General features: G+C 45.9%; 20 protein-coding genes and 1 pseudogene. 10 read left to right on the top strand and 11 right to left on the bottom strand.

Annotation, left to right across the window (positions count from 1 at the left end; translation table 11 throughout):
• Positions 1-232: 232 nt before the first annotated feature.
• Positions 233-456: pseudogene (locus QUA54_RS12100) on the top strand (hypothetical protein); the annotation flags it as partial.
• 6 nt (positions 457-462) lie between these two features.
• Here the strand turns inward: QUA54_RS12100 and QUA54_RS12095 are convergent.
• Positions 463-1,836, bottom strand: coding sequence for an NACHT domain-containing protein (locus QUA54_RS12095; protein ID WP_333414821.1), 1,374 nt, complete (start codon positions 1,834-1,836; stop codon positions 463-465).
• Positions 1,837-2,081: 245 nt separating this feature from the next.
• Between QUA54_RS12095 and QUA54_RS12090 the strand changes: the two genes are divergently transcribed.
• A complete protein-coding gene (locus QUA54_RS12090; protein WP_333414820.1) occupies positions 2,082-2,921 on the top strand; it encodes an SH3 domain-containing protein in 840 nt (279 codons plus the stop codon).
• Positions 2,922-2,994: 73 nt separating this feature from the next.
• Here QUA54_RS12090 and QUA54_RS12085 read toward each other — a convergent pair whose 3' ends face one another.
• The 3 genes from QUA54_RS12085 to QUA54_RS12075 form a co-directional block, all read right to left on the bottom strand.
• Positions 2,995-3,720 (bottom strand): M15 family metallopeptidase, encoded by a 726-nt coding sequence (locus QUA54_RS12085; protein WP_333414819.1) that lies wholly within the window; start codon positions 3,718-3,720, stop codon positions 2,995-2,997.
• Positions 3,721-4,022: 302 nt separating this feature from the next.
• A complete protein-coding gene (gene purB, locus QUA54_RS12080; RefSeq protein ID WP_333414876.1) occupies positions 4,023-5,318 on the bottom strand; it encodes an adenylosuccinate lyase in 1,296 nt (431 codons plus the stop codon).
• Between the two features lie 380 nt (positions 5,319-5,698).
• Positions 5,699-7,855, bottom strand: a complete 2,157-nt coding sequence (locus tag QUA54_RS12075) for a helix-turn-helix transcriptional regulator (protein ID WP_333414818.1) — start codon at positions 7,853-7,855, stop codon at positions 5,699-5,701.
• A 485-nt stretch (positions 7,856-8,340) separates the two neighbouring features.
• Between QUA54_RS12075 and QUA54_RS12070 the strand changes: the two genes are divergently transcribed.
• Positions 8,341-8,625 carry a type II toxin-antitoxin system HicB family antitoxin gene (locus QUA54_RS12070; RefSeq protein ID WP_333414817.1) on the top strand — a complete coding sequence of 95 codons (285 nt, stop codon included), beginning with the start codon at positions 8,341-8,343 and terminating at the stop codon, positions 8,623-8,625.
• Between the two features lie 335 nt (positions 8,626-8,960).
• On the opposite strand, the gene QUA54_RS12065 is transcribed toward QUA54_RS12070, so the two are convergent.
• A complete protein-coding gene (locus QUA54_RS12065; protein WP_333414816.1) occupies positions 8,961-10,490 on the bottom strand; it encodes a YifB family Mg chelatase-like AAA ATPase in 1,530 nt (509 codons plus the stop codon).
• A 48-nt stretch (positions 10,491-10,538) separates the two neighbouring features.
• Positions 10,539-10,733 carry a hypothetical protein gene (locus QUA54_RS12060; RefSeq protein ID WP_333414815.1) on the bottom strand — a complete coding sequence of 65 codons (195 nt, stop codon included), beginning with the start codon at positions 10,731-10,733 and terminating at the stop codon, positions 10,539-10,541.
• Between the two features lie 2 nt (positions 10,734-10,735).
• Between QUA54_RS12060 and QUA54_RS12055 the strand changes: the two genes are divergently transcribed.
• The 3 genes from QUA54_RS12055 (at position 10,736) to lnt (ending at position 14,653) form a co-directional block, all read left to right on the top strand.
• The gene (locus QUA54_RS12055) at positions 10,736-11,083 is read left to right on the top strand and encodes a histidine triad nucleotide-binding protein (RefSeq protein WP_172188364.1); all 348 of its coding nucleotides are present in this window, start codon (positions 10,736-10,738) and stop codon (positions 11,081-11,083) included.
• Positions 11,084-11,630: 547 nt separating this feature from the next.
• Complete coding sequence (gene psbA / locus QUA54_RS12050; protein WP_333414814.1) at positions 11,631-12,713, top strand: photosystem II q(b) protein; 1,083 nt, start codon at positions 11,631-11,633, stop codon at positions 12,711-12,713.
• Between the two features lie 188 nt (positions 12,714-12,901).
• A complete protein-coding gene (gene lnt, locus QUA54_RS12045; RefSeq protein ID WP_445301551.1) occupies positions 12,902-14,653 on the top strand; it encodes an apolipoprotein N-acyltransferase in 1,752 nt (583 codons plus the stop codon).
• Positions 14,654-14,726: 73 nt separating this feature from the next.
• Here the strand turns inward: lnt and QUA54_RS12040 are convergent, their stop codons facing one another.
• Complete coding sequence (locus tag QUA54_RS12040; protein WP_333414813.1) at positions 14,727-15,632, bottom strand: bestrophin family ion channel; 906 nt, start codon at positions 15,630-15,632, stop codon at positions 14,727-14,729.
• A gap of 371 nt (positions 15,633-16,003) precedes the next feature.
• On the opposite strand from QUA54_RS12040, the gene recJ reads away from it, so the two are divergent.
• Positions 16,004-18,085 (top strand): single-stranded-DNA-specific exonuclease RecJ, encoded by a 2,082-nt coding sequence (gene recJ, locus QUA54_RS12035; RefSeq protein WP_333414812.1) that lies wholly within the window; start codon positions 16,004-16,006, stop codon positions 18,083-18,085.
• Between the two features lie 121 nt (positions 18,086-18,206).
• Here the strand turns inward: recJ and psb30 are convergent, their stop codons facing one another.
• Positions 18,207-18,347 carry a photosystem II reaction center protein Ycf12/Psb30 gene (gene psb30 / locus QUA54_RS12030; RefSeq protein WP_333188310.1) on the bottom strand — a complete coding sequence of 47 codons (141 nt, stop codon included), beginning with the start codon at positions 18,345-18,347 and terminating at the stop codon, positions 18,207-18,209.
• A 346-nt stretch (positions 18,348-18,693) separates the two neighbouring features.
• Here psb30 and QUA54_RS12025 point away from each other — a divergent pair, with 346 nt between their 5' ends.
• The 3 genes from QUA54_RS12025 (at position 18,694) to QUA54_RS12015 (ending at position 20,082) form a co-directional block, all read left to right on the top strand.
• Positions 18,694-19,062, top strand: a complete 369-nt coding sequence (locus QUA54_RS12025) for a YkgJ family cysteine cluster protein (protein WP_172188354.1) — start codon at positions 18,694-18,696, stop codon at positions 19,060-19,062.
• A gap of 172 nt (positions 19,063-19,234) precedes the next feature.
• Positions 19,235-19,558 (top strand): hypothetical protein, encoded by a 324-nt coding sequence (locus QUA54_RS12020; RefSeq protein WP_333414811.1) that lies wholly within the window; start codon positions 19,235-19,237, stop codon positions 19,556-19,558.
• 236 nt (positions 19,559-19,794) lie between these two features.
• Positions 19,795-20,082 (top strand): YggT family protein, encoded by a 288-nt coding sequence (locus QUA54_RS12015; RefSeq protein WP_006631083.1) that lies wholly within the window; start codon positions 19,795-19,797, stop codon positions 20,080-20,082.
• A gap of 258 nt (positions 20,083-20,340) precedes the next feature.
• On the opposite strand, the gene QUA54_RS12010 is transcribed toward QUA54_RS12015, so the two are convergent.
• From QUA54_RS12010 to QUA54_RS12000, 3 genes are all read right to left on the bottom strand, one after another.
• Entirely contained in the window at positions 20,341-20,772 is a 432-nt protein-coding gene (locus tag QUA54_RS12010) for a hypothetical protein (RefSeq protein WP_333414810.1), read from the bottom strand.
• Between the two features lie 62 nt (positions 20,773-20,834).
• Positions 20,835-21,812 (bottom strand): shikimate dehydrogenase, encoded by a 978-nt coding sequence (locus tag QUA54_RS12005; protein WP_333414809.1) that lies wholly within the window; start codon positions 21,810-21,812, stop codon positions 20,835-20,837.
• Positions 21,813-21,975: 163 nt separating this feature from the next.
• Positions 21,976-23,361 carry a P-loop NTPase fold protein gene (locus QUA54_RS12000; protein WP_333414808.1) on the bottom strand — a complete coding sequence of 462 codons (1,386 nt, stop codon included), beginning with the start codon at positions 23,359-23,361 and terminating at the stop codon, positions 21,976-21,978.
• Between the last annotated feature and the right edge of the window lie 180 nt (positions 23,362-23,541).

Raw genomic sequence — 23,541 nt, 5'->3', positions numbered from 1 at the left:
AACGCAGTCCTCGGAAGCCTTTAATTTTGGTGTTTTGTGGTAAGGATTCAGGTCAGGTAAAAAGCAGTAAAACCTATACGCTGTAACCATTTGATCGAATAAGGGTCAAATATACATTCTTATTAAGAAACTATGAAAGCTTTGATTTTCGTACCTCTTGAGAATTAAGCTGTTGATTTAGCGAATGCTTGAATTATAGAAGTCCTTCTGTGACTACGTTTCAGATACCTGAATCCTTACGTTTTGTGCCTACACTTTCATTCTCTGGCATACCTTAACTGGAGGATTAAGACCCAGGTGGGCAAATAAACCTTTAAACAGCTTTACTGATGCGCTCTCAGCGTTTCGCACAGCAATATGTTTTCGGTTTGTGTGTTATGGCTGAATCAAAATTGGGACGTATTCTCTGCTTATAAAGCTAGTTCGATGCTCTGTTTGGGCTTGAAACTTATTTAAGTCCCGCTAATGACTAATTTCAGCAAAATGTTTTTGCAATAAATCGTGAATAAATCGATAGCGCCGATCGCCCGTTTTTTGCAGCAAAAGGCGATCGGTCGCAGCATCGAGAAAACGCCTGTAATCCCAAGGAATGTAGCCGTTAGACCACAGCACGAGGCGCAATATAAAACTTTCAATCCCCGGAATTCCCGGCAACAAAGCACTAATTACCGCAGCAACAGCACCCGCAATCAACCCCCAAATCGACCCGGAGACTAGGCTGGCAATTAATCCCAAAATCACCCAAATCAGCCCGCCAAGTAGCTTAACTCCAAACTGATACTTGCGCCGTTCCTCGTCTGTTTGCAGCCAGCTAGACGGTATGCGATCGAGGTAAAATTCTTGAATTCCTTGCTGTTCCATCCTTCTCGCCAACCATCCCAGCCAGTGGCGAATTTGTTCGGGCCGCAGTTCCTTACCTCTGGGATACTGCTTGACTTGCCCGGTCATTTGGTGGCGAATATAAGCAGTTAACAGATATTTGCGCTGTTCTTCTGCGGAAGTTATGCGCTTCCAAGCTTCAATTAAAATATCGTCGTAAGCCAGAGCCATCATGCTCAAAAGCAAGGGAACTTTTGCCAATTTCAACAACTCCGGCTCGCGCTCAATGCTGTACCAAAGTTCGCGGCTTCTGGCTTCTAGTAAATAATTGTGAATTTGAGTTTCTGTTAAAGGTTTCAATAAAACCGCTGCTTGCAGGCGAAATCTAGTATCGCAGTTTTTGTAAGCTTCAAAACTGCTGCAAGCTACTAAATGTTTGGGTTTAAATTCGCTTTCAACAAATTGATTGATTGCTTGAATGCAGATATTTTGGCGGTGTGTTTCTACTTCGTCCAAGCCGTCGAGGAGAGGCAGCAATTTTTGTTCGGCAAGCCATTTTTTGCCGACAGCAGGAGAGATGCCGTATTTAAACTGAAGTTGAGCGATTAACCAATCTGCGATCGCCCCGGATTCTGCTTTCCACGATCCGAGTTCAAACAGCACTGGTACTGGCAAACTAGCATCTTTTTGGGCGCGGGAAACTAACACCCGAGCTAATTCTAGCAGCGTCGTAGTTTTGCCTGCACCCGTCGCTCCCAAAATTACCAATTTGCCGCCTGTGCGATCGAAAACTTTAGCAACGCTTGCTTTGGGAGAAAGCCGAAAACTCGGACGGTTGCCCGCTTTCACTTCCACATCCCAACAGCGGTTAACACCAAGAGGCTGCGAGTCTTGGCTGAGGTTAGCCAGCACAGCAGCGTGCAAAGACTGCGATCGTCCTGCTTGGACTTCCTGCTTCACCTCCTCCAACAATCGATCGCGGGGCGGTTGTAATCTCAGAGGAATCAATTTTGACATTTTATGTACCTCGCGCTGAACGCTTACTTTCGTAAATTGGCGCGCAAATAACCCAGAGCAAGATTACCATCAGTATAGGTGTCCAGTATATATTGACTCAAATTATTGCGACAATTATGGCTCTGAAATTTTATCTAAAAATCCTTACCCTGTGGCCCGCACTAGGTATTTCCACTATAAATTAACTGGCGATCGCCCCAACTCCCAAATAAAAATTATCAATATAGATACAGAGAGGGTTTTTTATGTCATTTACGAAAGCTCAAATCATCACGGTAAGCTTAGCAGGACTGGCAACAGCGGTGGGAGTGGCTGCTGCAACTATACAGTCGGGTGCGATGAAAGAATCCAATCCTCCCCTTGCAGAATCCCCGGCATCCACCAGAAACCAGATTGCAGGGGAGACGAACAACCCTGAATCTCGGCAACCAGAACCTCTGCCAGCACAAACCCAAGCTGCAGAATCTCCCCCATCTCAATCTCAAGCAGCCAAAACTCCAGCACTTCAATCCTCGCGAGTTGCAGGAGTCTCTCCGCGAAAAGTTGAGCCAGTAGTTGTCACACCGCCAAATTCGGGTTGCAAAATCACTATGGCTGTAGTCAGCGATCCGAATCCACCGCTAAATGTGCGATCGAACCCGCAAGTAAGGGGCAGCAAAATAGTAGGAAAACTTAAAAATAATACCTTTGTTTCAGTTGCCGAAGAACAAAACGGTTGGCTGCGAATTACCGATCCGCCCGGTTGGATTGCCAAAAACCGCACCGAAAGCAGTTGTTCTAACGTCAACCAGCAGATTAATTTTCTGCCGGGAGGAAATGAGGCGATCGTCAAAGGTCGAATCATCGGCGGCGGCAGTCACTCTTACCGGATTCGCGCCAGAAAAGGTCAAACAATGACTGTTAGGACTCGAAAAGAGGTTTTCCCGCAAATTATAACTCCTGGTGGCAAACTTTTAGTCGGAGATCCTTATCAAGGCAATGAAACAGAATGGACTGGAAAAATCCCTGTTACTGGCAATTACACATTACAATTAGACTCTAATTTCCGGGGATACGAATACGAATTTTCGGTTAAATTGCGATAAATTTCCTGATATTTGTAGGGACACAGCAGTGCCGTGTCCTACCAGAAGCTGCCATTTTTAATAAATAGTATAATTAAGGAATCTCGGCAAGTGATATATCAAGAATCGCAAATTTCTGCCAATCTTCCGAATCAAAGTGCCACCATTCTGTTGTGATACCGATAAATCCGTGTTTTTTCATCGCATTCTTAAGCATTTGACGATTTTTCCGAGATTCCGCGCTGCCGCCTTGATAATCTCCGTGAGCTTTTTCGGTAAAATCATCGTAAGGTGTAGGCATTTCTAATTCTTTGCCGGTGCGATCGACTAAAGTCAAATCAATAGCAGCACCGCGATTGTGCCGCGAACCCCTAGCAGGATTAGCAACATAGCGCGGATCAGGCCAAGCTTGCCACATTTGCTTAGTCACAGAGAAAGGTCGGTAGCAATCGTAAACTTTCAAACCCAATCCGATTTTTTCCAAATCTGTTTGAACTAGCCCTAACTTTTGAGCAACAGAACTTCTCAAAGCGCATTTCGATATAGGGTAAAGTTTTCTTTTTAAGAAATTGTTAGTAGTGGCGTATCGGATATCGAGGCGAATGTTGGGATTTACGGTGCGGATGTCAACCAGTCGCGCCGAACGGGGAAGTTGACTCATGAAAATACTTTCAGGTACTACTGGGTTTGATTCTGGTTGGGGAATTTGCACTTGTGGCGGCTCCTGGGCGCGAATCGATGTTGTATAATTTAGTGTGGTTGTAGACAGTAATATTAGAGCGAATACAATTAAATATTTTGTAAATCGGTTTAATTTCATAGCTCTGTTAAGTGGATATTTAATAGAGTTTTTACATTGGATATTTTGGGGAATTTTCGCGCTTTTCGTGTTGTCTGCCAGCCACCCAGACCGACAGGGGTTGAAACCCCTGTCTCATAGCTAAAGTCCTCTGAAGAGGACTAAAATATTTCTCTAAAAATTTTATCTGGTGAGTCTTTCAGTCGGTTTCAACCGACTTTAGCTATAAGACGGGGGTTTCAACCCCCGACGGACTGTCGGACAAGCGCGAGAACGCTCGCTCTCTTCTCTCTCTCTGAGTCATTTTTAATTGTTAATTGTCCTCAAATTCCCAACCGCTGATACACTAAATCTAAGTGCCTCAATTGATACTGCGGATCGAAACAATCATCAATTTCTTTGGTCGTCATCTTAGCTGTTACCCGATCGTCCTTGGCAATTAAATTGTAGAAATTGCCGCCCGGTTTGTTCCAAGCTTCGTGAGCACAAGATTGCACAATTTTGTAGGCGTCTTCGCGACTGGTGCCTTTTTCTACTAAGGCTAACATCACGCGCTGGCTGAAGATGACTCCGCCGTAAAGGTTCATGTTTCGCTTCATATTTTCGGGATAGACTAGCAGGTGTTTTACTAAGTCTGTGGTTTCTACTAACATGAAGTGAGTTACTGTAGAACTGTCGGGCAAAATCATCCGTTCTACGGAACTGTGAGAGATGTCTCGTTCGTGCCAAAGCGCTACGTTTTCTAAGGCTGCGACGGCGTTGGCGCGGACGATTCTTGCCATCCCTGTGAGTCTTTCCGATCGAATCGGGTTGCGTTTGTGGGGCATGGCGGATGAGCCTTTTTGCCCTTTGGCAAAGAATTCTTCGACTTCGAGAACGTCGGTGCGTTGCAGGTTGCGGATTTCTACTGCAAAACGCTCGATCGATGCTGCTAAGAGTGCTAAGGTTTGGACGTATTCGGCGTGTCGATCGCGCGAAATGACTTGAGTCGATGCACAATCGGGTTCGAGTCCGAGGTTTTGACAGGCGATCGCTTCAATTCGCGGGTCAATATTAGCATAGGTTCCGACTGCGCCGGAGATTTTGCCGACTGCAATGGACGATCGCAAATTCACTAATCGGGCGCGGCTGCGAAAGACTTCTGCCAGCCATCCTGCTAGTTTAAAGCCAAAGGTGATGGGTTCGGCGTGAATTCCGTGCGATCGGCCAACCATGACGGTATTGCGATGCTGTTGAGCCTGATAGCGAATAGCTTGACTCAATTCTTCGACACGTTCTAACAAAATATTGACGCTGGCGACTAATTGCAGCGCCAAAGCAGTATCGAGCACGTCGGAACTGGTTAAGCCGAGGTGAATGTAGCGGCCGGCATCGCCTACATATTCGTTGACATTTGTCAAGAAGGCGATCATGTCGTGGCGGACTTCGGCTTCAATTTCGAGGACTCGTTTGGGGTCAAAATTAGCCTTTGCTTTGATTTCTTCGACTGCGGCGGCGGGGATGTAGCCGAGTTCGGCTTGAGCTTCGCAGACAGCGATTTCTACTTGCAGCCAGCTTTTAAGCTTGGCGGTTTCAGTCCAGATGTTGCCCATTTCGGGCAAAGTGTAGCGCTCTATCACGGTGGGAGTTGGGGAATGCGATCGTCCTATTGTACCTCTGCGAGGCATCGGTCTTCAGTCGGGATGGGGAATTTGGGGCGATCGAACTTTCCAGATATGTGACACATAGTCCGTAGACCGATCGTCCGCAGAGACTGAAAATTGGCAGATGAGTCGATCGAAACAGAAGATTCTGCACGCTTTAGGCCATCTGGTAAAGCAGCACGGGACTGCGTTGCTCTAATTACCTAGTGACTGATAACACCAGCTTGGACGCCGCAGGAGATTGAAGGTATCTAGGTATCGAATTCGATCGGGCGCGGAGACTGTAGCAGCAGCTTCCTTCGCTTCATTTTCAGGGATATCTAGAACACCTTCCGATACCCCTGATTAATGCCATTTTATTCAGCTTCTATGTCCTCATCTGTTAGATTACTCAACTGCTCTAAAACTTTCTCCTGCCATGCTTTTTCGATGCGGTTTTTTAAGAGATCATGCAAGTGCTGTTGTTCAGGTGCATTAAACCACTGTTCAAGTTTTTCGGTAACCCGATCGCGAAATTTGCCCCCTTGACCGTACATAGCAGCACACTCTGCCCAACTGAAATAGTATTCAAGTTGAAATTGAAATACTTGCTTGCCAGTTTGTTCAGCATACTTAATGAAATCTTCACGCCACACACTCCAATTCGTTTTAATTTGTCTCAAGAAATTGTGTGCGGGTTTTAGGTCTGAATTGCCAAGCAGATTATTTGTGATACCCATTAATTCAAAGAAAGGCTTATTGCTACTGTACCAAGCAATATTTCTAGCTCCATTACTAAGAAGAACATAAACATTAAGACTATCCAAGCTGCCACAACGACGAACAGTTGCTAATACTTTACGTGGATGTGCTTTGCTCATTTCTTCCATTAGGTATTCATCTTCTACTTTCCGTGCTGAAAGCGGAAGTTTCGGATTTTGTTCCAAGAAAATCTTTAAAGCTGCGATGACATTTTTGCGAGCCTCCCGTGCGTTTTTTTCTTCTATGTCTTTAATTAGAACATCAAGGGCATCTACAGCCTCTAGGAGAGGTTTAACATGGGTCAATCGCAAGGTTTCTAGCGGCTTATTTAGTAATTCTGCAACCTGCACGGGACCTTCTGAGCTAGCGTTAAAGAAGAAGATGGGCATCTTGAGCACTTCATTGCTCTTTTGCTGTAGCTTTCTTAGCTTTCTTTGAACTTCACTGTGCTTCTGCTTGTATGCCTCTTCTTCTGTTTCTATTTCGTTGCCAGCATTATCTGTTGTTTCGAGAGCATCATCATTGTGGGGTAGAATAAGGATAATGACCCGCTCTTTAAATGCTTCTTCGCGGGTTTCACTTAGCTTATCGATGAGACTATATATCAGATCCCCTGGTGCATCGTCGAACTTACAACATAAAACAGTTAGAGTACGTGGATCGTCTAGGTAGTCAATCAAATCCTGTCTAATAACCGTTCCTTTCGCTGTACCTTCTACATCTACTCCTCTTGTATCAACAAGTTCTAATTCGTAGGGGGAAAACAGAAAAAAATTATCGGGAACAAAAACATCAATTCGTTGTGGCAAGGGTAACTCGTTGTCTAAGCTATAGTTAATATCCTTAAACTTCTTCTGAATATTTTCGCGATTTGTCTGTTCGGACGTTTCATCAAACCAGAATTCTTGTTGTTTCTTTTCCGAAAGTTTCAGCAGTTCAAAAATTTCTGTTCGGAAAGTAGCTAGATTTTCGCATTCCTTCACTAGATCTACCAAAGGATCATCACTTTCCTCATTCTCACTAACTAACTTAGTCATGTTACGGAGCGCACGCTCTATTTCCCAAGAAACATCTGTTCTTTTATTCTCTGCATCTTCTTCAGTGCTATTTTTCCAAACTGCCCAAAAGTCCTCAATTACTTTATTTATCTCATCTTCCGAAAAAGGATGAACAACTAGCCCAAATTTGTTCCGAGGCCGGATATGAACTTCACAAGCAGTTGTTCTGCCTTTGCCTGTTGCAAGAACACTTTTTCGATTGAATTTTGGCTCTTGGGGATTAACAAGTCCTGTTAGCTTGCAAATGGCTGTTGTCTTACCAATACCAACTTTCCCAACGAAGGCAAGGGAGTGATTGAGATCGCTAAGATATTTTGCCTCACGCAGTAGCGTATCACCATATAACTGAGCTTCATTTAGCTGCTGCTTCAACACCTTCGACTGAGATTTGAAATTTTCCAGCTTTTGCAAAGAAGTCTCAGCTTTACACAGTTCTTCTCGCTGTGGATGCCTGAAAGACGGCCTATTTAAATGTATCCAACGCAGCTTCAGAAACTCGTGATAAACCTTTGCATCATCTGTTCCAATAGCACTTAAATATCCATCAATCTCGCTTTGAGTGGGACTGACAGTCCCTTTCTCGATACGCGAGACACGGCTTTGATCTATTTTGAGATTTCCAGCGATATCAGTCTGCGTCTTACCTGCTGCGTTTCTCAGCTCAGCTAGAGTCTGCCCCAGGTCGGACGGAAAATCATGTATGCTATCTGTCATGACGCTATTTTCTCATATATGCTATAAAACATAAACCGATTATAGCATATATGCAAAAAAAATGGGGAAAAGCAAAATTTATGCGAGTAACATTAGGAGATCTGACCTTTTCTTAGATAAGGGGAACAGGGGTCTTGCAATCTCCCTACTATTTCGGTAGGCTGTAACCCAGATTTAGCAAAGTATTACGGAACTGAGATCGCTTACCTCAGAGCTTACCCGTGCCTAGCGTTATGGCAAACTGCCTTGCTGACTGAAAAAGTCATCCACTCCCAGCTTGGAAGTGGATAATGCTTCTCTAAAACTCTTGGCTGACGGTAGTTTCAGGCTTATTGGCTTTTGCCGCTTGAATGCGCACGGGTAGCCAGAAACCGGGTTTTTTAACCACAATACTTGCTTAAAACCCTCAATAAGAGTTAAAAAACCCGGTTTCTTTGTGGGCTAGGGTGTCCAGGACTATAATTTCAACCCGAAACTTCAGAACCATGAAATATATAGTTGTTATCCAATGGTCAGAAGAAGATCGATGCTTTATCGTGTTTTTGCCTGAATTTGAGGATGTAATGCAACCAGTAACTCACGGAAATTCTTATGAAGAAGCTATCTACAATGCGCGAGAGGTAATAGAGTTACTAATCGAAAGTTGCCAAGCTGAAGGTCAACCATTGCCAGCAACAATGATTTATCAAGAACATCGCGATAGAAAGCGCCGTAAACTATTAGATAAGCTCATCGAAATGACTGAAGAAGCTGGTTTATACGAGGAATAGGATTAATTCACTTTTTAATAGGGCTAAACTTGCTGTTGTATTTAATGATTGTCTTCTGTTTCCCATGTATTTGCTTGATATTCTGCACAATCGCCAACAGACGACGCAGCAAGCTGCGGATATCCTGAATGTATCGCGACTATTTCTTGTCAAGTTGCTAGATGAAGGAGCAATTCCGCTTTTGGCGAAACCCCAGAATCAGCTTTGCAGGAACTACAGATTGCTAAAACAGCAGGGCTGGAAGCTGCAACAACTGCCGGAAAACCCATTCCCGAAGCAAAATATCGACCTGCAATATATCAACTTACGACTTGAAAAACGATCGCACCTCCGCCTTACTGCATCCGATCGATCGTCCGATACTGAACCGCCTCTCCCACATGATTCGTTTTCAAGCTTTCATCCCCCGACAAATCGGCAATAGTTCTAGCAACCTTCAAAATTCGATCGCTAGCCCTCGCCGACAGCCCCAACTTCCGAATCGCCATCTCCAATAAATTCCGAGAAGCATCATCCAACTGACACCATTTGTTAATGTGACTGCTTTGCATCTCCGCATTGCAGCGCAAATTAGATTCCGACTGAAAACGGCGAGTAGCGAGCTCTCGCGCCCGCTGCACCCTCACCCGCACCGGTTCCGACTCCTCCCCCGTCGGCTGTCGCGTAATTTCTTCGGGTTTCAAACGATTAACCGCCACTTGCAAATCAATCCGATCCATCAAAGGCCCCGAAAGTTTAGCCCAATATTGCTCCCTCTTTTGCGGCGAACAAGTACACTGTTGAATCGAGTCGCCGTAATAACCGCAAGCGCAAGGATTCGTACTCGCAACTAATGTGAATTGCGCCGGAAACATCACCGATTGTCTAGTTCGAGAAATCGTCACATAACCGTCTTCCAGCGGTTGACGCAAAAACTCCAAAACATCTCTTTTAAACTCAGTTAATTCATCCAAAAAAAGAATGCCGCGATGTGCTAAAGAAATTTCACCCGGACGCGGAAAACTGCCGCCACCTACCAAAGAAGGGCCAGATGCCGAATGGTGAGGACTGCGAAAAGGCCGATCGCTCACCAAACTTCCCTTATCCTTCAACAACCCCGCCACCGAATGAATTTGAGTTACATCCAAAGCTTCCTCAAAAGTCAGCGGCGGCAAAATACCCGGCAAACGCCTCGCCAACATAGTCTTACCGCTCCCTGGCGGCCCCACAAAAATTAAATTGTGTCCCCCCGCCGCCGCAATTTCCAAAGCCCGCCGCGCGTGAATTTGCCCCTTTACATCCTTTAAATCTAAACCCGAAAACCGCGTTTTAGCTAACTCTTTTCGACCGTTTACTTCTACAGGCGAATAAGCTTCAGGATTGTTCAAAAAATCAGTAACTGCAAAAATATTCTCAAAACCATAAACAGATATTCCGTGCACCAAAGCCGCTTCCTGCGCGTTACCAGCCGGTACAACCAACCCCGAAATACCCATTTTTTGAGCAGCAGCGGCGATCGGCAAAACCCCAGCCACAGGTCGCAAACTCCCATCTAAAGAAAGTTCCCCTAAAAACAAATAATCTCCCAAAAGTTCAGCGCTGACTTGTTCCGATGCTGCCAAAATCCCAATGGCGATCGGCAAATCAAAACTCGGCCCCTCCTTCCGCAAATCCGCCGGAGTCAAATTAATCACAATACTCCGCATCGGAAAAGCATATCCCGAATTTTTCAGCGTAGCCCTAACCCTTTCCTTAGCTTCTTGCACCGCAGAATCCGGCAACCCCACAACCACAATTTTCGGTAGCCCCCCCGACACATCAGCCTCAACACCAACCTTTACCGCGTCAATTCCTACGATCGATGCACTCCAAACCCTAGCAAGCATTTTTCTTTATCCTTAATTTGCCTGTCCTTGATTCATCATCTATTATGATTAACAATGACTAATGAATATCGGGAGAGGCAAGAAAAACTTTTCTTGCCTCTTCCTTTTCTCTTCTTCCTTCTCTCCTGCTGCGTCTTCCCTCTTCCCGACATCCGTTACATCCGTTACATCCGTTACATCCGTTACATCCGTTACATCCGTTACAGAATCCGTTGCCGAACTTCCTTCTTCCTTCGTTAACACCCATGACAACTCAAGAAACGCTTTTCAGCAAAATCATCCGCAAAGAGATTCCAGCAGACATCGTTTATGAGGACGACTTGGCCCTCGCGTTCAGAGATATCCATCCGCAAGCACCCGTCCACATCCTCGTCATTCCCAAACAGCCTATTGCCAAATTAGCCGATGCCGAGTCGGAAGATCATGCTCTCATGGGACACTTGCTGCTGACTGTCAAACGGGTAGCAGAACAACTCGGACTTAGCAACGGCTATCGCGTCGTCATTAATAGCGGCAGCGACGGCGGCCAAACTGTAGACCACCTGCACCTTCACATTCTCGGCGGGCGGCAGATGAAGTGGCCCCCAGGCTAAAGGCTAAGTTTTACGCAGAACTTGCGGACTCATCCTCAGAAACCCGGTTGATTTCTATTGCCCAGCGCTTCAGAAACCGGGTTTCTTTTTCGTCAATAAACCCGGTAGATTGGAGATTATTGAGAATGCAGCCCGATCGCACTAGAAACCCGGTTTTTACTATTCTCCCAATAAAAATTTACGCTCACCGCATCCACCAGCGATCTGTGAATAAATATTAAAAATAATCTCTTCAATACCTAATTAAGATATCTTTAAATAGAAAGAGGATTGCTCTGAACAAAAATAATTTTTCACACTCCTGAACCCACATAAATATAATACATTCAGTTCTTCAGTCCGCTATATTTAACCCGTTCGGCGTGTAATATTACTTTGTAAAAAACCACACAAATTTACTCAAAATTCAGCTTTTGTAAATGTTTGTAAAATATTTAAATAGTAACCACTAATCCCTTGGCAAACTTTAGTGAATGATGTTACTAATATAAGCGTGGGGCATCCCCACAACGAACCTTGAAAATTCAATTAAGCAATCATAAACCAAATGACAACAACCTTACAGCGTCGTGAAAACGCCAACGTTTGGGAACGTTACTGCGAGTGGGTAACTAGCACGGATAACCGCATTTATGTGGGTTGGTTCGGGACTCTGATGATTCCTACTCTGCTGACAGCCACCATTTGCTACATCATCGCCTTCATCGCTGCTCCTCCAGTGGACATCGACGGCATCCGCGAACCAGTTTCAGGTTCATTGATGTACGGCAACAACATTATTACTGGTGCTGTTGTTCCTTCCTCGAATGCGATCGGGCTTCACTTCTACCCCATCTGGGAAGCTGCTTCCCTCGATGAGTGGCTGTACAACGGCGGCCCTTACCAGCTCGTAGTTTTCCACTTCCTCATCGGCATTTTTTGCTACATGGGCCGTCAGTGGGAACTGAGCTACCGCTTAGGAATGCGTCCTTGGATTTGCGTAGCCTACTCTGCACCTGTGGCGTCTGCTACCGCAGTATTCTTGATTTATCCGATCGGACAAGGCAGCTTTTCTGACGGTATGCCCTTGGGTATCTCCGGCACATTCAACTTCATGATCGTGTTCCAAGCCGAGCACAACATCCTGATGCACCCCTTCCATATGTTGGGAGTAGCTGGTGTCTTCGGCGGTTCTTTGTTCTCTGCAATGCACGGTTCTTTAGTTACCTCTTCTTTGGTTCGCGAGACAACCGAAACCGAATCGCAAAACAACGGTTACAAATTCGGTCAAGAAGAAGAAACCTACAACATCGTCGCAGCCCACGGCTACTTCGGTCGTTTGATCTTCCAATACGCGAGCTTTAACAACAGCCGTTCTTTGCACTTCTTTTTAGGTGCATGGCCAGTTGTCGGTATCTGGTTAACCGCTTTGGGTATTTCCACGATGGCCTTCAACCTCAACGGTTTCAACTTCAACCAATCGGTTATCGACTCGCAAGGTCGCGTCATCAACACTTGGGCTGATGTGATCAACCGCGCTAACTTGGGTATGGAAGTAATGCACGAGCGCAACGCTCACAACTTCCCCCTCGACTTGGCCGCCGGTGAAGTCACCCCAGTAGCAATGGTTGCTCCTTCCATCAACGGCTAAATTTAGCTTTTGATTAACAAAAAGCGCTCCTAGAAATAGGGGCGCTTTTTGTTTTGGCAAGTAGAATTTGAGAGATTTTTTTCGGTTAAATCGGTTAAATCCGTTAAATCCCATACACTGCGCCTTGCCGAACTTCCCGATCGATCTGATATATTGATTAAGAATTATTATTTTTGGCAATCATCAAAGTGGCGATATTTAACAGGCACAAATTTGAAAAACTCGCGGTTGATAAATCTAAAACATTAGCCTGGGCGATCGCATTTTTTAGCGGCATTTTGATGGCACTGACAACCGCACCAGTAAATGCTTGGCTGTTCGCTTGGGTAGCCCTAGTTCCCCTCTGGGTTTTGGTTGTTAGTTATGAACGACCAATAATAACACAAAAAAAACCAAAATTTATTGTCCTTCCTGATTCATTTTTGCTTCTTCCTTTACTCTGGGGAATTGGCTATCACGGATTAGCTTTATCTTGGATTATGGGAATTCACCCGATGACTTGGTTGGGAGTTCCTTGGTGGCCGAGTTTGGCGATCGCACTTTTTTGCTGGGCATTCATCACCCTCTGGGGAGCCGCATTAGTCGCCGTTTGGGCGTGGCTATTTGTAATTCTCAACTCCCTCAGTTTACCAGGGAAAAATTCAATTATTCTTCTTAACTCCCCCCCTTTACAAGGGGGGGCTGGGGGGGGTAGCTCTGATCTTATTCTTCTTAACTCCCCCCCTTTACAAGGGGGGGCTGGGGGGGGTAAAGCTCAATTTTCAGCGTTAACTCGCGTTGTAATTGGCACAGCTTTGTGGTGCGCCTTAGAAAGTATTTGGAGTACAGGTTCCCTGTGGTGGACATCACTATCTTACACGCAAAGCCCGCACAATTTAGCAATATTGCACCTCGGTCAACTTTCCGGGCCCAGCGCAGTCACAGCGGCAATTGTAGCAGTAAATGGCTTAATCGCAGAAGCTTTTATTGAAGGAAGAAGGAAGAAGGAAGAAGGAAGAAGGAAGAATTGGATTCCTTATATTTTACCTGCGATTCTGTGTTTAGTTTTGCATATTGCAGGCTGGAGTTTATACAACCGCCCTTTGAATCAAGAAGCTGCAACCGCTTTAAAAATTGGCATTATTCAAGGCAATATTCCTAACGAGATTAAGTTTGACTCAGGGGGTTGGCGGCGCGCTTTGGAAGGTTACACCACTGGATACAAACAGTTAGCAGACAGAAAAGTCGATGCTGTGTTAATTCCAGAGACAGCTTTGCCTTTTATCTGGACAAACGAGTATCAACGTTCTACTCTTTCCTTTTATCAAGCTATTCTCGAACGCGGTGTGGTGGCTTGGATTGGAGGATTCGGACAGCAAGACAATAGTATCACTAACAGCTTATTGGCGATCGATCGCACGGGAGAAATTATCGGCCGCTACGATAAACTAAAGCTAGTGCCTTTAGGCGAATATATCCCTTTTTACGAAATTTTAGGCGGGATTATTAATCGGCTTTCTCCCTTAGATGCTCATTTAGTACCCGGCAATTCTAAACAATTGTTTGATACCCCGTTTGGCCGCGCCATTGTCGGAATTTGTTACGATTCGGCGTTTGCGGAAATTTTCCGATATCAGGCGGCGAATGGAGGCGAATTTATGCTCACAGCTTCCAACAATGCCCATTACAAACCGCCGATGCTGGCTCAGCATCACGCTCTCGATGTGATGCGGGCAATTGAAACGGATAGATGGGCAGTTATCGCAACTAATACGGGTTATTCTGCTTTTGTAAATCCTCGCGGCGAGACTATTTGGAAGTCGGGAATTAATACTTATGAAGTCCGAGATGCTACTATTTATCGGCGGCAAACTCGGACTTTGTACGTGCGGTGGGGAGATTGGCTGACGCCTGTATTTTTAGTATTGGCTGGATTAATGCGGTTTATTGTTAAAAATTAACCCGTAGGTTATAGATTTTAGATTTTATATACCAATCTAAAATCTAAAATCTAAAATCTAAAATGGAATGACTCTACTTATCTTTCACGCGATCGTGAATGCTAGGACATAAAGAAATTAAATCGTCGATATTGCGCTGCATGGTAGCACAAATGCTGTCCAAAGGCAAATCATTGGTATCGTGTTCGAAGGGATTTTCTATTTCAATGCCGATTTCTTCGATGCCGAACAAAGTAAAACTAATTAAAGCTACAACTGGGCCGGTTCCCCAAGCCAAATCGTTCACCATCTGAAAGGGCAGTGCCAAACAGTAAAGCAACAATAGTTGTTTCAGGTGAATCGCGTAAGCCAAAGGGATAGGCGTCTTCAAAATCCGCTCGCAGCCGCCTAATACATCAATCATAGAGTTGATCAACTCCTTCATACCAGTTAACTGATAGACATCGAGGCAATTGCGTTCGTACTGCTCGTGCAAGTAATCCTCAATCCAAAAGGCAATTTCTAGCGGGGGATTGTTCATCGATTTGAGATTTTGGTACTGCGCTGGGGACATTAACGGCTCCAATTCGGGATTTACTGATTCTTGCCGCAAGTGCAGTTTCATCGCCACTGCAAAGGCAGGTAACAGGCGCAGGGCTGACTTTTTTAGTTCGATATCCTGCGGGTCTTTTTCCTCAATTGCTACCCAGATTTGGCGCGCCAAATTGCGGACGTTGTTGATTAAAGTACCCCAAAATTTTCGACCTTCCCAAAATCTGTCGTAGGCTGTATTTGTCCGAAAAACTAACAGTAGACCCAGCACAATACTGGGTACAATACTCGACAAAGTCGGCATGGAAACGGGCAAGTTAAAAAAGTGCAGCAGGGAAATAAAAACTCCAAAGCCGCCGCACAGCAAAACGCGGGGCAAAATTGACGGAATGACAGATACCCGAACCTGTAATGCAATTTTAAACCAAGGCGGTCGATCGCCACTCATGCAAGTCTCCTGATTAAATTAGCACTCAGCGCCCTAGCGCGGGCGGCGAAAATGCCTGGTAAACTTAGTTCTGCGGCTGCCGCCAGTCGATTGGATATTCGAGATTTTAGATTGACTCCACAGATAAATCTGGCTGGTTTGAACTTTTGTCTAAAATTTTTTGGTCTCCACGACTGCTATCGGGGGCTTGTATCCCTATTTGGGTGGGGTGAGGTATTCCGAAAAAAGCTTTCCTAGAAACAACCTTTGGATTTTACCCAAAAAACTCATATTTAGCCTCAATCTAAAATCTAAAATCTAAAATCTAAAATTGATGGACTGAGGCACTTAATTCGGTAAGATTAACTATGTATCTTTAAACCTCAGCTTCCGTGCAAGAGCTACCGACATCTGTGCCTCCGCATTTTCACCGATTGCCGAACCAACGGTGGCAAATTTATTCGCCTCAAACACAGCAAGCCGAACAGTTTGCCGCCGAAATCGGTTTGTCGCCTTTGCTAGCGCAGGTGCTGATTAACCGCGGCATCGATTCTGTCAAAGAAGTACACGGGTTTATAGAACCGGAATCTTTGGTTTTGCCGGCGCCAACGGATGAGTTTCCAGATTTGGCTGCGAGTGTCAAATTGTTGCGGGAGGCAATTTCGGGAGGGCAAAAAATTGCGATTTGCGGCGATTACGATGCTGACGGGATGACGAGCACGGCTTTGTTGCTGCGAGCACTGAGGCTTCTGGGGGCGAATGTGGATTATGCTATTCCCAGCCGGATGCGAGAAGGTTACGGGATTAACGATCGCATTGTAGAAGAATTTCACTCGGAAGGTGTCGCTCTCATTCTCACGGTTGACAACGGAATTGCAGCCTACGGCCCGGTTGCCAGAGCGCGAGAACTCGGTGTCAAAGTTATTATTACAGACCACCACGATTTGCCGCCAAAACTGCCCCCGGCAGATGCTATTCTCAACCCGAAATTAATTGCGGAATCTTCACCTTATCGCGGTTTGGCTGGCGTTGGCGTTGCTTATGTTTTAGCTATTACCTTGGCTCAGGACATGAAAAAAGTGGGCGGGTTGGTGAATCCGCTGCTGGAGTTATTTACGTTGGGAACTATTGCGGATTTAGCGCCTTTGACAGGAGTAAATCGGCGCTGGGTAAAGCGTGGTTTGCGACTGTTGCCTCACTCGCAATTGGCGGGTATTCAGGCTTTGATTCACGTGGCGGGAGTGCAGCCGGGAAGTGGGGAAAGTCCCTCAATTCTTAACTCAAAAACTCAAACTCAAAATTCGTTAAAGCCTGAAGATATTGGTTTTCGGCTCGGGCCCAGGATTAATGCTGTGGGGCGGCTGGCTGACCCTCAAATTGTGATAGAGTTGCTGACTACGGACGATCGCGAATTGGCTCTTAAAAACGCGATGCAGTGCGAACAAATCAATCAGCGCAGGCAGGAGTTGTGCCAGGAAATTGAGCAGGAAGCCATCGCTTGGTGCGAGAATAGTGCGATAGACTTGCAGCAAGAACGGGTTTTAGTTGTCGTGCAGCCCGGTTGGCACCACGGGGTGATCGGGATTGTAGCTTCTCGGTTGGTCGAACGCTACGGCGTACCTGTGTTTATCGGTACTTTTGAGGATGAGGCTGTAGGGGCGGTTGCCCATAAAATTGTCCGGGGTTCGGCGAGGGGAATTCCTGAGTTTAATGTATTTGACGGGCTGAATTTTTGCGCGGATTTATTAACTAAATTTGGCGGACACAAAGCGGCTGGCGGTTTTTCGATGCCGGCTGATAATCTCGAACAATTCCGCAATCAACTCTCAATTTTTGCCAATCAATGTTTGCAGCCAGAACATCTAAAACCGCTGGTTTCAGTAGATGTGCGAGCCGATTTGGCTGAGATTAATCTCGACCTTTACCGACAAATTGATGCTCTGGAACCTTGCGGGATTGAAAATAAGGCTCCTGTATTTTGGACGCCTAATGTTTGCATAACTGAACAGAAAATTGTTGGTAAAGGAGGTCACGTTAAACTAACTGCAACTCAAGATGGAAAAGTATCGGCTAGTGTGAAGGCGATTGCTTGGCGTTGGGGCGAATATTTTCCTTTGCCTCGGCGGGTCGATCTTGCTTACCGATTGCGGGAAAATAGTTTTAATGGCAAGACGTCAGTGGAGTTAGAATTGTTGGGTGTCCGGCTGCCCGCAAATGCTGCTAGTTCGAGGCCGCCGATTTTTGGAAAAGTTGAGTTTGATTATTGCGATCGCACTTATTCTTGCAGTCTTTCTCCCGCCGGATCGATCGAGGAATTGAGAATTCGCAACTCTCAAGGGCAAGTTTTGGCTGTTGCACCCGGACAAAACATTGGTTTGTTAGGCAACTCCCGCAAAGATGCTAGAGAAGTCGATGTATCTCTACCTTTTTTTGAGAATTTGATTCAAACTGCTAAACACGCCCTCGGTATTTGATAACTCGGTATTTGATAATTAAGCTCGTGCTGCTGGGAAAACTGGCGATCGAGCGTTGTGAATTTTGAATAATTTAAAACTCCAAACTCCCAACTCTCGATCGCCCCGGAGCGTGCTATAATTACAGGTCGCCGCCTCTAGCTGCCAGCAGAAAAATCACGATCGGGCCCGAAAGCACGACGGCTGCGAGTAAAGCTACCTGAACAATGAGTTGGTAGTCTACACCAGCCAGGCCGCTGAAAAGATCCGTTATAAAGTCCATGTGTCCTCCTGACTGTAGTGATTAAGTCTAGATTGTTGAATTAGAAAATCCGCTTCTGATTTTACCGGGCTATCGTCCCTATTTTTTAAGGAACTTCACAAAATTCAACAAAATGTAAACTACGGTCGACCTCCCAGTCACAGGGAACCGGGGACTTGATGCCCCTTCCCGGAAAGCGATCTGAATCTAAAATCTCATCAAATCGCACCGCCCCTTCGGGATAGCCGCCTCCGGCGCTGGCAATTGATATACTTGAAGAGCCCCAATCTCCTAAAGTTTGGCATTTTCCACATAATCCTCCGAATCTAAAATCTAAAATCTAAAATCTAAAATCTAAAATAGAACTATGGCTACTTGGCGTTGCGTAAAGCAGTGCGGTGCTTGTTGTTACCTCGACCCAACAGAGCGCCCTGACTTAGACGAGTATTTATCTGAAGACGAATTAGCGCTCTATTTGAGCTTAGTTGGAGACGACGGTTGGTGTATCAATTTTGACAAAGCAACCCGAGAATGCGGAATTTATGCCGATCGACCGCGCTTTTGTCGGGTAGACTCAGAGGTGTTTGAGGAAATGTACGGCGTTGAGCCGGCTGAATTGAACGATTTCGCGATCGACTGCTGCTTGGAACACATTGAAGATCTTTATGGCGATCGATCTTTGGAAATGATCCGCTTTAACTCTGAAGTTGGAATCCTCGCCTTACCTGACAACTAACCGACTTGATGCGCCTTTGGGCTTTTGTCGCTCCCGAGCATTTTCCCGATCGGCATCTCAATTTTTTAATCAACAGTATAAAATCTAAAATCGAACGATCGTCTGCCGGTTTCTCACCGGGAGAGTGTCAAAATAAACAAATCAAAGAAATATCGCGCAGTTGAGTTGAGCCATGAGCAATCGAGAGGGTTTTACAGGGGGATTTATTGCCGGAGCTGCCGTTGGCGGCTTGGTGGGTGCAGTTTTGGGCACGGTGCTGTCGCGGCGCGCTGCGGAAACTTTGCTTAGTGAACCTTCAGAAGCAAAGACAAGAAAGATCCGCCAGAGGAAAGCCAGTCAACTCGAAGCCGACAGCATGGAAGTAGCAAGGCTTAGTTTAGAAGATAAAATTGCTCAGCTAAATCAGGCAATAGATGACGTGCGGCTGCAACTCGGCGACGTAAACGGGAACTCGCAGACCCACAACAGCGAGGGTTCGATCGCCCAAGACTCCTGAATCCATTTAAAATTTTAGATTAGTCTGGCAGATCGATGCGGGCGATCGGCAAACTGTCGCACATTTCTCTCTTCAATCTTTCCAGCTAAAAGCGGGAGACAGAAGGAACAAGGAACAACAAAAACGCTCCCCCTCTCCCCCTATCCCCCCACTCCCACTCCCCCCCACTCCCCCAGCTATGCTAAACTCACAGTTAAAGTGTCTGTAAACTTTACTCAAAACTACAAGCAAAATTTATGAGTTCTTCAATAGGCCTTTTGGCAACCACGCTAGCGACATTTCTGCAAATCTATCTAGTCCTGATGATTTTTCGGGTGCTGTTAAGCTGGTTCCCCAATATCAATTGGTACGACCCCCCGTTTTCAATTTTGAGTCAGTTAACAGACCCTTACCTCAATCTATTCCGATCGATTATCCCCCCCTTAGGAGGGATTGACTTTTCGCCGCTGATTGCGTTTTTTGTACTTCAGTTCGGCTCGGAATTTTTGATCGGTCTTTTGACCAGCTTGCAAACATCATTGTAGTGGGAAAAGCTTAAGCTTTTAAGCATCTAGCCTAAATTGTTTGGCAGCTATATCTGCTGACAACTAAATTTTAGATTTGAGATTGTGACATGAACTCCCCGGTTGAAAAGCTGGGGAGTTACTCATACATTAGAAATGAGAAATTGCCAGCCACTCAACAATCTAAAATCTCCAATTTCAAATCTAAAACTGCATCGCGGTTTGTCAACAGCCAACCCAAAATCTCAAATTAGCAATCTAAAATCTCAAAGAGTTTCCTTAGCGGCGAACCACGCCAGTAAAACCTGTAGCTTTAAATTGCTTGAGCTTCAAAGGTGTTCGTTGATTGGTGGCAACCGAAATTCTGAGCTGAAAATCGCTAACTCCGGGAGGAACTTCTTCTATAGACCCCAAGCGAGTCCGGTTTTGCATCACCGGATTGTCGTCGGCATCATAAATGCGGCCGAAAATATCGGCATTGACAACTGGTTTGCCGGAGCTATTTTCAGCTTTCCCAGTAATCAAAAAGCAGTTAGCTTCCATAGAACTGCCGCTGGTGACTGTTCCTTCTGCCATTTCTGCCGGACATTCGCGATAAGAAAGGTCGGAAAGTTTAATCGGCGTCAGAGCCCAAGCAGGTGGAGTGAATACCAAACTAAAAATTCCGATCAGGCAAGTAGCAAAAAAAAGGCTGATAGCTCGAAATTTCATAAATGGCAGCGCAAGTATATTTTAATTCTCAGCTTAGCGCGAATTCAGTTGTAAATTGCTACTTAGCTTAAGCCTAAATGCTTCTGCAAGGCGAGGCGCATCACATCGACTGGGACGGATTCTCTATCCAGCCAAATTTTTAAGGCGGCTGCTCCTTGTTGAACGAGCATTTCGATTCCGTCAATAGCTTGCGCTCCGCGAAGCTGCGCATCTTTGAGAAACTGGGTAGGATTAGGGGTGTAAATTAAATCGTAGACGATCGCACCTGCTGAAATTCGATCGATCGCAGCATCCGCAACCGGCGACTTTTCCCCCTGCGGATACATACCCACAGGCGTCGTGTTCACCAGCAAATCTGCCTGCGAGATTAACATTGACAAATTATCCCAAGTATGCACCTGCAAATTCTGCACGGGCATCGGACAATTGACCCAACTCTGCTGAAATTCCGCTAAATTTTGTTCGCTGCGGCCGACAACGTGAATCTCTGCACATCCTAATTGAGCGCATCCAGCCACAACAGCCCTCGCCGCCCCGCCATTCCCCAAAATTACCGCTACTTTCTGACTCCAATCGGAACCCCCCCTAGCCCCCCCTTGGTAAGGGGGGGGACAGGATTCAACAGCCGTATTGCCCCTTTCTAAGCCAGAGGTCGCGTCTTTAGCCCCCCCTTGGTAAGGGGGGGTTGGGGGGGTTTGCAGCGGTGCGAGAAAGCCTTCAACGTCAGTATTTGTGCCACACCAACCTTTGTTAGTCAGGTATACGGTATTGACGGCGCCGATCGCTCGGGCGATCGGGGAAACTTCCGACAGCAGCGGTAAGATTGCTTGTTTGTGCGGAATCGTGATGCTAAATCCCCGAACGCCGATCGCCGCAAATCCTGCAAGAGCAGCTTTTAAATCCCCTGGTTTTACCGGAAATGGCAGGTAAACAAAATCGACTCCCAAGTGGGAAATAGCAGCATTGTGCATCGCCGGCGACAGAGAATGTTCGACGGGATGACCAATTACTCCCAACAGTTTAGTAGTGCCTTTAATCATTTTTGTTAGTTGAGTGTTGACTGTTAACGGTTGACTGTTGACTGTTGAGTTTTGTTAGTTTTCATACCAGAGCCTGCTACAGTTGCGCCCTTATTCTTTAGTCGGCTAGGAGTGAACTTCGTTGGTTCAGAAGCGATTTGCCTCGCCGAGTGACTGTAAACCGTCAACTGTTAACACTCAACTCTCCACTATCAACTGTGTGCCGAAACTCTTTGGCGTCAGCCAAAATCGGATTGACATCAAACCAGTAATCCTCGCCGTAACGGTATTCAAACACCCAGAGACTGCGCAGCAAGATTTGATATTTAGTTTCCCCACTCACAGTTTTGGTAGCGGATACTTGGCGCAGCAATTGCCACTCATCCGGTTCGATCGCCAAAGTAAGCTGGTGGCGGCGCTGGACGATCACATTTTCCAAAGTTTCCCGCGACAGAGGAGGGTCTTGTTTCTGCAGACAGCTATACAGCAGTTGCAGCAAATTGCGGACATGACCGCCGCTGACTCGACACAGGCGATCGAGAGTTTCCGCAGAATCGAAAACTTTGCCAACCAAAGCATAGCGCTGCGAAGGCTGCACCGTCGGAAAAGCCCGCGCCAGAACCATCTGCCGCAGCAATTCCACACCCTCAGAACACTCTGAACCGTCGCTTAACTGCACCGGCACCATCGGCAAAACCTTCGGATCGACCCCAAACCGATTGGTCAACTGGCCCAAATCGTTAGAAAAAATCAGCACCAAAGGAATTGTATACACGACGTGGCAATTTAGTCTTGCCAACTGCTCGCCGCGATCGACAAACAGGTATTCCGGCTGAAGCCGCCCCGTCGGTTTCGCGCACAGGTGTATGCGATCGAGATTGTCGATAATTACTACAAGTCCCTGTTTTCCCTGGCGTTTCAGTTCTTGGTTAGCCGGTTCTAGCAACTCCTTATTAAGCGCATCTAAAATTACGTTAGTTCGCGGCTCCAAATATTGCCTCAACTCCGATCGCAGATTCGGAGCATCTTTCGCTTTAGCAGTAATTTTGCCAATTCCCAACGCCAGAGAAAATTCTCCCTCCGTGCTGGCATTTATTTCCCCAAAACCAGGGACATTAGCTTCAGCCCTCAAATCTATTTGAGTTTGAAAAACCTCAGCAACCCCTTTGAGCAAAGCTTTAAAACCCGTCGGTTGCAGCTTGATTTTCATTTTCTCGATGCTTTCGCTCACCTGACGAGCAACGCTCAACAAAATGTCAGTGATATCTACATCTGCCATGTCTAAGTCTTTACTCGACTCAAAGTAAACAACATGAAATCCTTGTTGCTGCAATTGAGCTTGCAGCCGCAGCAATTCTGTTGATTTACCAGAGCCGATGTGACCGGTGAATAATTGACAGGTAGGTGCATCGGGGGACAGACGGCTGATGGTGCGCTCCAATTGTTCTACGATTGTGCCGCCCCGCACTGATGAGAAATCGATATAGTATTGTCGGTCTTTTTGATTTGCTACTGCCAGGGTGTAGCTGGGATTGCAGGCCCTATAAAATTTCTGTAAATTTAGTTCCATACCCTGTTCCATCTTTCACAACATTATGCCCTAATACCTTATTCATTTAGCTATTTTACTAATCAGAACAAGTGGCCAGTTTATTCTAATATTTTATTTGGTCGCCAAGATATCGAGCTAGCTCATAAAATTTGAGATTTGAGATTGGGAATGACTCATCACTATCGGGGTTTGAAGCTT

Origin of the sequence: Microcoleus sp. MOSTC5 (genome assembly GCF_036701825.1) — a bacterium.
GTDB lineage: Bacteria > Cyanobacteriota > Cyanobacteriia > Cyanobacteriales > Microcoleaceae > Microcoleus > Microcoleus asticus.
The sequence above is the reverse complement of the archived record's forward strand: the minus strand, read 5'-3'. Positions and strand labels throughout refer to the sequence as shown.